Origin of the sequence: Oceanobacter sp. 3_MG-2023, assembly GCF_030688925.1 — a bacterium.
In the GTDB taxonomy this organism is placed as follows: domain Bacteria; phylum Pseudomonadota; class Gammaproteobacteria; order Pseudomonadales; family Oceanobacteraceae; genus Oceanobacter.
Window position 1 is genome coordinate 291,547 of the sequence record NZ_JAUYVX010000001.1, and the last position, 11,975, is coordinate 303,521.

13 protein-coding genes and 1 tRNA gene are annotated in these 11,975 nt (G+C 52.8%); 7 read left to right on the forward strand and 7 right to left on the reverse strand.

Going from position 1 to position 11,975, the window contains the following annotated elements; genetic code table 11:
• Nucleotides 1-48: 48 nt before the first annotated feature.
• Both Q8W32_RS01310 and Q8W32_RS01315 read left to right on the forward strand, forming a co-directional pair.
• Entirely contained in the window at nt 49-996 is a 948-nt protein-coding gene (locus Q8W32_RS01310) for a histone deacetylase family protein (protein WP_305413334.1), read from the forward strand.
• An 84-nt stretch (nt 997-1,080) separates the two neighbouring features.
• Nucleotides 1,081-1,171: transfer RNA gene (locus Q8W32_RS01315), tRNA-Ser, on the forward strand.
• A gap of 175 nt (nt 1,172-1,346) precedes the next feature.
• Here the strand turns inward: Q8W32_RS01315 and Q8W32_RS01320 are convergent.
• The 4 genes from Q8W32_RS01320 to proV form a co-directional block, all read right to left on the reverse strand.
• Nucleotides 1,347-1,961, reverse strand: coding sequence for a peroxiredoxin (locus Q8W32_RS01320; protein ID WP_303431544.1), 615 nt, complete (start codon nt 1,959-1,961; stop codon nt 1,347-1,349).
• A gap of 379 nt (nt 1,962-2,340) precedes the next feature.
• Entirely contained in the window at nt 2,341-3,339 is a 999-nt protein-coding gene (gene proX / locus Q8W32_RS01325) for a glycine betaine/L-proline ABC transporter substrate-binding protein ProX (protein WP_305413335.1), read from the reverse strand.
• 26 nt (nt 3,340-3,365) lie between these two features.
• Nucleotides 3,366-4,520 carry a glycine betaine/L-proline ABC transporter permease ProW gene (gene proW / locus Q8W32_RS01330; RefSeq protein WP_305413337.1) on the reverse strand — a complete coding sequence of 385 codons (1,155 nt, stop codon included), beginning with the start codon at nt 4,518-4,520 and terminating at the stop codon, nt 3,366-3,368.
• Nucleotides 4,517-5,758 (reverse strand): glycine betaine/L-proline ABC transporter ATP-binding protein ProV, encoded by a 1,242-nt coding sequence (gene proV, locus Q8W32_RS01335; RefSeq protein WP_303431541.1) that lies wholly within the window; start codon nt 5,756-5,758, stop codon nt 4,517-4,519. The genes proW and proV overlap by 4 nt, the downstream gene beginning before the upstream one ends.
• A gap of 417 nt (nt 5,759-6,175) precedes the next feature.
• On the opposite strand from proV, the gene tusD reads away from it, so the two are divergent.
• Genes tusD through Q8W32_RS01360 form a run of 5 tightly spaced genes read left to right on the forward strand, consistent with a single transcriptional unit; the run spans nt 6,176 to nt 8,541 of the window.
• The gene (tusD, locus tag Q8W32_RS01340) at nt 6,176-6,565 is read left to right on the forward strand and encodes a sulfurtransferase complex subunit TusD (protein ID WP_303431540.1); all 390 of its coding nucleotides are present in this window, start codon (nt 6,176-6,178) and stop codon (nt 6,563-6,565) included.
• Nucleotides 6,565-6,921, forward strand: coding sequence for a DsrE family protein (locus tag Q8W32_RS01345; protein ID WP_303431539.1), 357 nt, complete (start codon nt 6,565-6,567; stop codon nt 6,919-6,921). Before tusD ends, Q8W32_RS01345 begins: the two co-directional genes overlap by 1 nt.
• A gap of 1 nt (nt 6,922) precedes the next feature.
• Entirely contained in the window at nt 6,923-7,204 is a 282-nt protein-coding gene (tusB, locus tag Q8W32_RS01350) for a sulfurtransferase complex subunit TusB (RefSeq protein ID WP_305413341.1), read from the forward strand.
• A gap of 9 nt (nt 7,205-7,213) precedes the next feature.
• Nucleotides 7,214-7,531, forward strand: coding sequence for a TusE/DsrC/DsvC family sulfur relay protein (locus tag Q8W32_RS01355; RefSeq protein WP_305413342.1), 318 nt, complete (start codon nt 7,214-7,216; stop codon nt 7,529-7,531).
• Nucleotides 7,528-8,541, forward strand: coding sequence for a glycosyl transferase family protein (locus tag Q8W32_RS01360; RefSeq protein WP_305413343.1), 1,014 nt, complete (start codon nt 7,528-7,530; stop codon nt 8,539-8,541). The genes Q8W32_RS01355 and Q8W32_RS01360 overlap by 4 nt, the downstream gene beginning before the upstream one ends.
• Nucleotides 8,542-8,642: 101 nt before the next feature.
• Here the strand turns inward: Q8W32_RS01360 and cysG are convergent, their stop codons facing one another.
• The 3 genes from cysG to crcB all read right to left on the reverse strand — a co-directional run bounded on the left by cysG (nt 8,643) and on the right by crcB (nt 11,965).
• Nucleotides 8,643-10,019 (reverse strand): siroheme synthase CysG, encoded by a 1,377-nt coding sequence (cysG, locus tag Q8W32_RS01365; RefSeq protein WP_303431535.1) that lies wholly within the window; start codon nt 10,017-10,019, stop codon nt 8,643-8,645.
• Nucleotides 10,016-11,299: a serine--tRNA ligase gene (gene serS / locus Q8W32_RS01370; protein ID WP_303431534.1), complete on the reverse strand. Its 1,284-nt coding sequence runs from the start codon at nt 11,297-11,299 to the stop codon at nt 10,016-10,018. Before serS ends, cysG begins: the two co-directional genes overlap by 4 nt.
• Before the next feature lie 279 nt (nt 11,300-11,578).
• A complete protein-coding gene (gene crcB, locus Q8W32_RS01375; protein ID WP_303431533.1) occupies nt 11,579-11,965 on the reverse strand; it encodes a fluoride efflux transporter CrcB in 387 nt (128 codons plus the stop codon).
• Between the last annotated feature and the right edge of the window lie 10 nt (nt 11,966-11,975).

Genomic DNA, 11,975 nt, shown 5'->3' on the forward strand with positions numbered 1-11,975 from the left:
TGAGTGTAACGGCTAGATACACTGATAAAAACAGCAGAAGTATGTCTTATGAGCACAGGATACTACGCGTTCCACCAGCACTTTGGCCATGACACAGGTGAAGACCACCCCGAACATGCCTGTCGAATACTGGCACTTGAACAAATTCTCAAAAAATCCGGGGTCTGGGATCACCTGACCATCCACGAGGGTCAGGCTGCCCACCTGCCCGATATTCTGCGGGCGCACAGCAAGGCCTACGTCGATGAGCTGCACCTGATCCAGCCAGAACAGGGACATATTATGGTCGACGAAGACACCACCATGTCCTCAGGCAGTCTGGAAGCCGCCTTGTACTCTGTTGGCACTACCACCCAGGCACTGGACGATCTTCTGAAGAACGTGCACCACAACGCCTTTGCTGCCATCAGACCACCGGGCCACCATGCCGAGCGCAGCAAGTCGATGGGATTTTGTTTTTTCAACAACACGGCCGTTGCCGCACTCCGGGCGGCTGATGTCCATCATCTGCAACGTATCGCCATTCTGGATTTTGATGCCCACCAGGGCAACGGCACCATCGATATCTTGCAGAATGACCAGCGGTTTTTGCTGCTTTCCAGCTTCCAGCACCCGTTTTATCCCTACACCCATTTTGAACAAAACAAGTATACCAACTTGGTCAATGTTCATTTGTCCCAGGGAGCTACCGGGACAGAGTTCCGCCAGGGGATAGAAGAGCACTGGGCACCGGCCCTTAAACGCTTTGCACCGGAATTGATTCTGGTATCTGCCGGTTTTGATGCCCATAAAGATGACCCGATGGCTGAACTCAACCTTGAAGAGCAGGATTTTGCCTGGATCGGCCAATGGATTGCCCGCTATTGCCAAAGTCGCAATATTCCCTGGCTCGCAATACTGGAAGGCGGTTATGACCTCAACGCCCTGGCAAGGTCAGCCACGCTGTTTATTGCCGCCATGCTCGAGAAACAGGCTATCCAGCAGACATCAGCATAAAAAAGCAAAATAGCAGGCTAAGCCGTTGATTTCATACAAAAGTGTTGACGTATAAAAAACAGAAGGTATTATACGCGCCAGTTCGGAGGGATGGCTGAGTGGTTGAAAGCACCGGTCTTGAAAACCGGCGTAGGTTAATAGCCTACCTAGGGTTCAAATCCCTATCCCTCCGCCATTATTTATCTAATAAAATCAATGAGTCAGATGATTTTATTAGCCTGAAAAAGCCCTTTGGGAGCGTTTTTGGGAACAAGTCTGGGAATACCAGCAAAAAAGGCAGCCAATTGGCTGCCTTTTTTGTTACTACTTTATCAGTCCAGCCAGCCATCTCTCGATGGCTGTGTATCTGATCAGCTCAGAATTTCTTCAATCGTAATGTAGTCACCCACTCGACCGGTCATCTGCTCTGCATCGGTATTAACAGGCAGAGTTTTCTTGCCTGGTCTCCAGCCTGCCGGACACACTTCACCAGTTGCTGATGCATGCTGCCAGGCTTGTACCTGACGCAGGAATTCATTGACATTACGACCAACCGAGTCTGCCTGGACTTCCTGCGCTACGCAGATGCCATCCGGGTTAAACAGAAAGCGTCCACGTAATGCCACACCCTCTTCTTCGATCAGCACACCAAAGTCCCGACTCACTTGCTGGGTAGTATCTGCCCCCATGGTCAGCTGCAGGCCTGCCAGTACCGGTTCGGTTTCGGCAAACCGCTTATGCGAGAACTTGGAGTCCACAGACACGGGCAAGATTTCCACGCCCAGCGCCTGAAATTCATCATATTTGGCGTTCATGGCCGCGATTTCAGTCGGGCAAACAAAGGTGAAGTCGGCAGGGTAGAAACACACCACAACCCATTTGCCTTTGAAATCCTCACTCGACACCGTTGTGTAATGCCCGGTTTTGGCATTATAGGCATCCATTGTAAACTCTGGCATCTCACGACGAACCATGGTTGAACTCATAGCCTTTTTCTCCTCGGTGATAGATATTGTTTCAGCTTCCTGACCAGCCCTTGTTGGCTTGCGCGGTTTAAGCGGTGTATCACAACTCATAGTGCTCTCCTGCCTCCCCACACTCCATGGGTTATGGGATGTGGTATTTGTTTATCTGTTATTCATAATATAACTATATTGGAATATTTACATAAACAAATACAAATAGCCTCCATACACATAATCTATCGCCCAGAAACATTGCAGCCTCACCGGCGGCAAGAAAGCAATCGACAAATAACAGGCAGAGGAAAGAGAAAACGAAGAACAGCAGAAAACAGCGAGAGAGAAACAAAAACGGATGGCACCAGGCCATCCGCTTATGATTAACCGGATCGATCAGACAGTGTTACTTAGCAGCTTCCAGCGCTGTTTTCACCCAGCCATCAAAGGTTTTTTGATTGGCCTTGATCCACAAGTCAGCATGACGCTCAATCGCCGCGACAGAATCATCGCCATTGGCAATCATCATGTTTTCTGCACTGACGGCATTGATGGGTAATGTCATGATAGCGAACAATTTTGCAGCAGCCGGGTTTTTCTCTGCCCAGGCTTTATTGGCAACGATACGCTCGGCGTTAATATCAAAACCATAGTCCTTGCCGTTGGCCAGCTTGGTATCAGTGCCGTTCGGGTTGGCTGAGTACGGTACTTCCAGCCAGACTACGTCCTTGCCCGGAACCAGCTTGCCGGACACCCAATATGGGGTCCAGGTGTAGTACAGGACCGGCTTGCCTTCGTTGTAACGGGCGATGGTATCGGAAATGATCGCCGCGTATTGCCCTTGATTATGGCTGATGCGATCGCGCAGCTTGAACTCATCCATTTGGTACTCAATCACACCTTCGCATCCCCAACCAGCGTTACAGCCAGCCAGATCGGCTTTGCCGTCACCATTGGTATCAAACAATTTGGCGATTTTGGGGTCTTTCAAATCAGTGATTTTACTGATGCCATATTTGTCTGCTGTCTTTTTATCGATCAGATAACCCTGGGCAGCACCATTAATGTAAGTACCCTGGCGGTAGAATTTGTCGTCGCCACCAGCATTTTTATACATGGTGTTGTGCAGTGGGTACCAGTTCACTGTGGTGTAGGTCAAATCACCGTTGGCAATGGCGGTATAGCCTGCACTGTAATCCACTTCCTTGATCGGTTTGATGTCATAACCCAATTTGGCCAGGGCTTTATTGACAATCACGGTCTGGAATTTTTCTTCCGAGATAGGACTATGGAATGACTGCACGCTAATGCCTTTACCCGGCAGGTCGGCAGCGCCAACAACACTGCTCAGTGTCAAAGTAACAACACCGGCAGCAATACCGGCCATCAAAGATCTGGTTTTCATAAAAGTCTCCTGATTCAGTGGTTAACTTATGGGTTCTTACTGGTCAATCGGAGCAACAGCCCGACGGGGCCGGTCTGATACCAGTGACGCACACCGCGGGCGCGGGCATCCTGCCCCAAGGCCTGGGTCAGGCGATCAAGAATAATGGCGAGAATCACAATGCCGATACCGCCGACAGCAGCCAGACCGATATCCAGTCGGCCAATGCCTCGCAGCACCATCAATCCCAACCCACCAACCGAAATCATGGAGGCAATAACCACCATCGACAGGCTCAGCATCAGGGTCTGGTTTACTCCAGCCATAATGGTAGGCATTGCCAATGGCAACTGTACCTTGAACAACATCTGACTCGGGCTGGCCCCAAAGGACTCAGACGCTTCAATCAGGTCGCCAGGAACCTGACGAATCCCCAGATTGGTCAGCCGAATCACCGGCGGCATCGCAAAGACAATCGTCACCACGACACCAGGGACATTACCGATACCAAACAGCATCACGATCGGCACCAGATAAACAAACGCCGGCGTTGTTTGCATGGCATCCAGCGTCGGCCGCAAAATTCGATTCAGCCTGTCGTTGCGGGCCATCAGAACACCCAGCGGCAGCCCCAACAAAATGCAGAAAAAGACGGAAGTAAGCACCAGCGACAAAGTGGTCATAGCTTCACTCCAGGCACCAATGGTACCCAGCACAAACATGCCCAATGCCGTACCAATCGCCAAACGGCCACCGGCCAATTGCCAGGCCAGCAGGGCAAACAGCGCGATCATCAGCAAAGGCGGCGTACTGTTAAGCAATACATCGATGGAATTCAGCGTGGCGTCAACCGGCACCTTGACAGCCGTAAAGAAGGGGCGAAAGTTCACCACCATCCAGTCCAGCCCGTACTCTACCCAGTCTTGTAATGGCACCCAGGCTTCCGGGAAAGGGTTGGACAAGGTTGCTTCAACAGTTTCCTGAACCCTGTCGTCCTGCAACCAGCCTTCGGCCTGAAAGTTATCCTCAGACTGCTCGGCATTACCCCAGGGGTTGGTTTCTGCCATATTCTCGGTTGCAAAGGGATTATCCCCTCCCGTTTCAGCAGCTGCCGGCTCGGCAGTGGCAAACGGGTTATCCTGCAATTCGTCGTTTTGAGATATTTCCGGCTCCGGCGCGAAGGGGTTGGTATCGTTACTCATGATGGTTTATTCCCTGCGTCGTCTTCATCGTCTTCTGCTTCCCGGTCGAGGGTTTCCAGCAGGCACGTTTTGGTAATATTGCCGATATATTCGCCATCCTTGACTACCGGAACCGGGTAGTCAGACTGGGCTACCGTTGAGATCAACTCACGCACGGGAGTTTCAGCTTCAAGCGGGGTTGCCTCATCATCGGTGGAGAACACACATTGCTCCAGCATGGTGCCGGGCTTTTCTTTATCCAGCTCGCTGAGGGATGTCACACCAACCAGCTGTTGTTCACTATCCACGACATAACCATATTCCATGCCACTGTCCGTTAACTGCTGCATGGCATCCGCGACACTACCGGCGCTATCAATAGTGGATTCCGGCACGACTTCTGCCAGATTATGTGCAGCGTAGACATTGGAAATATCCACACCCTTGAAGAATGACTTCACATATTCATTGGCCGGATTCTGCAAGATATCGTTGGGCGTACCCACCTGCACCACTTCGCCGTTTTGCATAATGGCAATACGATCACCAATACGCATGGCTTCATCGAGGTCATGGGAAATAAAGACAATGGTACGGCTATGATCAGCCTGCAGCTTGACCAGCTCGTCCTGCATCTCGGTACGAATCAGAGGGTCCAGCGCTGAAAATGCTTCGTCCATCAGCATGATGTCCGGGTCATTGGCCAGCGCCCGGGCCAAGCCGACACGCTGCTGCATACCACCCGACAATTCATCCGGATAAGAACGGCCGTGTGCTGACAAGCCGACCTGTTCCAGAGCGGCTTGCGCCTTCAGACGGCGTTCGTCAACATCAACGCCCAACAGCTCCAGTCCGAACGCTGCGTTATCCAGCACATTGATATGGGGCATCAAGGCAAAAGACTGAAAAACCATACTGATTTTTTTACGCCGGACATCCCGTAACTGTTTCTGGTTGATTACGGCAATATCTTCACCGTCGACCAGTACCTGTCCGCGAGTCGGTTCAATCAGCCGATTGAGCAAGCGCACCAGTGTCGATTTGCCAGAACCGGACAATCCCATAATGACGAATATTTCGCCTTCACGGATGCTCAGACTGACGTCCTTAACGCCAATCGTCTGTCCTGTGCGAGTGAATATTTCATCCTTATCGATGCCCTCATCAACCAGCGCCAACGCTTGTTGAGGACGATCGCCAAAGACTTTATAAAGGTTTTTTACTTCGAGTTTGATGGATGCCGTATCAGGTATCGCCATGATTATTTATTTATAGCTGTAAGTACTTTTACAATACAGACTTTTCCCTGCATATTCAAAACCGTCTGCCATTGTCGATATTGTTGCCATGATATAGAACAAGAAAAGTATTCCAGGCACCAATATGGCCTCAATATTAAGGATGTCGTCTATACTTCATCCCTGCTGAAGGAAAATGTCCGCCCCAAATACCTGCCAGCACAGCATTTTTCATATTTTATTTTATATATTGCTTTTAACTCTAAGCAGTCCATGCACGCCTTCTATAAGCCAGAACCCGAGCCGCTAACCCTGCCGACACGACTCTTCACTTTCGTTTTTCACCCAGCCCTCAGCTGAAAATCCTCCCTCCTATTGCGTCCACGCCGGGAAAGCCGCACCATTAACGGCTACTTCATCAGCCAGAATGTCTGCTTTATGGCCAGTTTTTCTTTACTGCTTACCGCAAGCCCTTTCCTCGGTGCCAGCCACCAACAAGCCCAGGATTTTGTCCGTGCCGCCCTGGCCCAGGGCCATCAGATTCATCGGGTATTTTTCTATCAGGATGCTGTGCTCTGTGGCAGCAATCGCATTCAGTCTCCGCAAGGGCAACAGGATATCGGCGAGCAGTGGCAACAACTCGCCAACACCGGACAATTCCCATTACAACTGTGCATCGCCAACAGTATTCGCCGCGGTCTGGTCGATCAGCAGGAAAGTGAACGGTACGATTTGCCCGGCGCAACGCTCCAACCCGGCTTTGAACTGACCGGCCTGGGTGAAATGGCCGACGCCTGCGCACAATCCGACCGCATCCTGGAGTTCTGATGTCATCGACCTCATACAATCTGATTATTATCAACTCAGCACCCGTGAGCGATGCGGAACCCATCGACATGGCTTTGGCGCTGGCGGCATTTGATCAGCCCACCACCCTGCTGTTTTCAGGCCCGGGGATATACTGGCTGATCAATCATCAGGCGGCGCGCAAGGCCGGGGGCAAATCCCCTTCGCGGCTGATTGCTGCCTTGCCCATGTACGAATGCGATGCCATCTATTACTCCAGCAGTGATCGGGATGCCTTGTGTCTGGCAGCGAAGCAACTATCCAGCCTGGCAAGTGCCGCATCAGACGACACCATCAAAACCCTGATCGCCTCCAGCCACCACTGCCTGAGTTTCTGATATGACCACGCTACACACCCTGAACCAGGCCAGCCCTGCAATACTGCAACGCCTGCTGCGCTTTGCCAGCCCACAGGATGGCCTGCTGTTAATCGGAGACGGCGTATACTTGCTTGCACAAGACCTCGTCGCCTCAACAGCCATCCACCTTTATTATCGACACCAGGATTACGACCAGCGTGGCCTGAGCGATAACGACAGTCCGGTCAATGCCACCGCCGTGGACGACAATGCCTGGGTGCAACTCACCCTGACACACTCACGCACCGTGCACTGGAAATAGGAACGCGTCATGAGCAACGCTCTGTTACTGGACAAAGACGGCTTTCTGGTAAATCTGGACGATTGGAATCCGGCAGTTGCCAACCAGCTGGCGCAGACTGAAAACATCCAGCTCACCGATGCACATTGGGAGATTCTGCAGCTATTGCGGCAATTCCATAACGAGTTTGACCTGTCCCCCGCCATGCGGCCGCTGACCAAATACATCAAAACCCATCTTGGTGCCGAACAAGCCAGCAGCATTTATTTACTCAAGCTGTTTCCTGGCAGTCCCGCCAAAATAGCCGCCAAAATAGCAGGGCTACCACGCCCGGAGAATTGCCTGTGACACAGACCCCAACAACCATCAGCCACACAAACAAACACCCTCTGGCTGACCTTGTCCGTATTCTGGCCCGCGGCAAAAATGCCAGCCGCAGCATGACCTTCGATGAAGCCCGCTTTACCATGGGTGAATTGATTGCCGGGCGCTTTGAGCCAGAACAGCTCGGTGCCATTCTAATGCTGCTACGGGTCAAGGAAGAAACAGCGGAAGAACTGGCAGGGTTCGCGGCAGCCATCAACGACCAGTGGCCAGCATCCACTGCAGATTCCCCTGCCTACGATCTGGTCTGGCCCAGTTACGCAGGCAAACGCCGCCAGCCATTCTGGTGCCTGCTATCAGCACTGCTGCTGGAGCAGATGGGCTACCGTATCCTGTTCCACGGCAGTACCGCCCATACCGAAGGCCGGGTATATCTGCACGAAGTATTTGAACAGCTGGACCTGGCAACACTGGCTCATACTGACCAGATCAATCATGGCCCCAGCCTGGCGTACCTGCCTTGCGAAGCGATCAACCCATTATTCCAGCGCTGGCTGTCACTCAAGGCCATTCTTGGGGTTCGCTCCCCCATCAATACCCTGCTAAAAACCATTGCCCCCCATGGCACCGCCAGCGTGCAAGGCATATTCCACCCCAGTTACGCCGTCACTCACGCCGGTGCCGCAGCAATTAATGGCAACGACATGCTGGTGATCAAGGGCGAAGGTGGGGAATTTGAAGTCAACCCGGAACGTAGCTGCCGGGCGTATTACCATTTGAATGGCCAATCCGGTGAACTGGTAATACCCAACCAGCACAGTCATTTTGCCGACAAACCCGCAGGTATCGACAGCAACCTACTCGTACAGATGTGGCAAGGTGGCTTGAACAGTGAATACGCCTACCAGGCCGTGATTCATACTGCAGCACTGGCGCTGGTGGCGATCCGCAAACAGCCGGAGCAGCTGGAGGCGATTACCGCAGAATGCCAGGCGGCCTGGCAGGCACGGGACACTGGCCGTCTCAGCAAGTAAGGCAGGTATCATCCTTAAACTGGATAGCTGGGGCAGAATCAGCCAGGCCAGAGCCTCACTGTCACACGCAGCCACACCAGCAAGCGGTCTGATGCAGCGATTTATTCGCTGCGCCAGGCCAGTTTGCCGTGCAAACCAACAACACTACCAATGATCGTCAATGTTGGCGCATGCACTTCATTTGCTGCAATAAAATCCGGCATATCCGCCAATGTACTCACATGCACCTTTTGATCGGGCAAAGTACCTTTTTCAACCAGTGCAATCGGGGTTGACGCTGCCATGCCGTGTTTAACCAGCTGACGACAGATCTCGGCAATACCGCTCAGTCCCATATAAACCACCAATGTCTGATGCGGATGAATCAGCTCAGACCAAGGCAGATTGCAGCTACCATCACGCAAATGCCCGGTCACAAAGCGAACACTCTGGGCATGATCCCGGTGCGTCAGCGGAATACCGGCATACGCTGCGCAACCACTGGCAGCGGTAATACCCGGCACCACCTGAAACGGTACGCCGTATTGCGCCAGCAGCTCGATTTCCTCGCCACCACGACCAAAAATAAATGGATCGCCGCCTTTCAGACGCAAAACCCGCCGCCCCTTACGCGCTTCATCTGCCAAACGCTGGCTGATTTCTTCCTGTGGTACGGCATGATTGCTTTTGGCCTTGCCAACGTACACCCGTTCGGCGTCACTGGCGATCAATGCCATGACACCTGGCCCAACCAGTCGATCATAAAAAACCACATCCGCCGACTGAATCAGCCGTAAAGCCCGAAATGTCAGCAAGTCAGGGTCTCCTGGCCCAGCACCCACCAGATACACTTCCCCCATCGTCACAGTCTGGCCAGCGAGCAGCTGGTTCGCCAGCAACTGCGCCCGCTCCGGTTGTCGGGCCAACACCAGCTCAGGCACATTACTACGCATCACCTGACGCCAGAAAGCGGCTCGCAACGGCGCAGCCAGACGTTCCTTGACCTGATCACGCATCCGTTCGAGCATCTCACCCAACTGACGGTATTCTTGCGGCAAAAAAGCGTCCAGACGCTGGCGCATATGACGCGTCAAGGCAGGAGAGGCACCACGACTGGAAATCGCCACCAGCAGCGGTGACCGATCAATCACCGCCGGGAAGATAAAGTCGTTATCGTCCTGACAATCCACCCGACAAACAAAACAACCCTGCTGACGTGCCGTTACCGCCAGCGTTGCATTCAGTGAATGGTTATCCGTTGCCAGCACGACAAAAGCACCGGCAACAAACACCTCTTGCTCCGTGGCTTCACGCGCTTCCAGCTGAATCGAACCTTGCTGTGCCAGGCGGGCGATATCCACCCCTGCCGATGGCGTAATAACCGTCACTGCCGCCCCAGCCTGAACCAGAGTGTGAACCTTGCGACCAGCGACCGCTCCGCCACCAACCACATAAAATGGCCGTATATCTCCCTTCAGTACCAGCGGCAGTGTCATCATGGCTTCAATACCTCAAGACCGCCCATATAAGAACGCAACACCTCTGGCACTACCACGCTGCCATCGGCTTGTTGGTAGTTTTCCAGAACCGCCACCAATGCCCGCCCCACAGCCAGACCGGAACCATTCAGGGTATGCAGCAGTTCCGGCTTGCCGGTTTCCGGGTTACGCCAGCGCGCTTGCATACGACGCGCCTGATAATCCATAAAATTACTGCAAGAAGATATTTCCCGGTACTTGTCCTGCCCTGGCAGCCAGACTTCCAGGTCGTAGGTTTTGGCTGCGGAAAAGCCGAGATCACCACCACACAAAATAACTTTACGGTACGGCAATGCCAGTTTCTGCAGAATCGCTTCGGCGTGACCAGTAAGCTCTTCCAGGGCAGCCTCAGATTGTCCGGCCTGAACAAATTGCACCAATTCCACCTTGTCGAACTGATGCTGACGGATCATACCGCGGGTATCCCGGCCATAGCTGCCGGCCTCACTGCGGAAACACGGCGTATGCGCTACTTTCTTGAGGGGTAGTTCACCGTCAAAAACAGTGTCGCGCAACAGGTTGGTCACGGGTACTTCGGCGGTCGGAATCAGATAGAAGTCCTTATCCCCCTGAGCATCCGGGATACGGAACAGATCCTCGGCAAACTTCGGCAGCTGGCCAGTCCCTTCAAGGGCACTCTTGTTCACCAGATACGGTACATAGGTTTCTTCATATCCATGCTCATCGGCGTGGGTATCAATCATAAACTGCGCCAACGCCCGGTGCAGGCGAGCGATCTTGCCACTCATGGCCACAAAACGGGAGCCGGCAAGAGCGGTACCGGCTTCAAAGTTCATGCCCAGCGGTTCACCCAGATCCACATGATCGCGGGCAGCAAAATCCAGTTTGACCGGCTGGCCCCAAGTCATGACCTCGACGTTGTCTTCTTCATCCTTGCCTGCTGGTACATCGGCATGCGGCACGTTGGGAATCGCCATCAACCACTGATGCAATGCCTGTTCGGCTTCCTTGGCTTCGGTTTCAGCCAGCGAAATATCGGAATCGATGCCGCCCATTACCTGCTTTTTGGCTTCGTCCGGGGATACACCCTGCTTGATCAAGATACCAATTTCCCGGGATGCTTTTTTCTTCTCAGCCTGCAAGGATTGGGCGCGAGTCAGTGCGGATTTTCGACGCTCGTCCATGGATGAAAAGCTGGCCGCGTCAAATTGAACGCCTTTAATAGCCAGTGCTGCCGTTACAGATTCCAGGTTGTCGCGAATAAACTTGATGTCGAGCATGAGAATAAAGTCCGGATAATAAGAAGCGTATAAAGTGAATTCGGGGTACAGCTTTGATGTTGTCAATGTTTACGGCAAACAACGTTCACCATGCCTGATCAGCATGCGTGAGGTGATCCTTGCCATTTTGCCATTGTCAACTCATGCCACGCCGGTTCGAGAACAGGCCCGCCTGATGCACCCTTGGTAGTGAATTGTGATATTGACTACTGGTATGGCCCATACATTGCCATCACATACATTGCCATCATAAAGGCGCTTGCAAGCAGCCCTCAGGTCTCAGCCCTGGTTTTTCAACAAGGTACTGGCTAATGCCATGCCACTACCGGTTGCCAGCAAACAGCCAATAACAGAGATGCCTATGTAAGCCGCCGCAGCGCTATAGCGCTGCTGCTGCAACAACGACACACTTTCAAGCGAAAACGTTGAAAATGTGGTGAAGGCACCCAAAAACCCGACCATGGCCAGTTGCTTGTGGTGCTCTGCGCCCCACTGCTGCTGAACCAGAAAGACAAAGGCCATACCAATGACAAAGGAGCCTATCAGGTTCACTGACAGCGTGCCATACGGGAACGCCTTACCCATCCAACGGAATACGGAACTGGCCACCCAGTAGCGGAATAGTGCCCCAAAAGCACCACCCAGTCCGATCCACAACAGCGCCATAATCATTTTC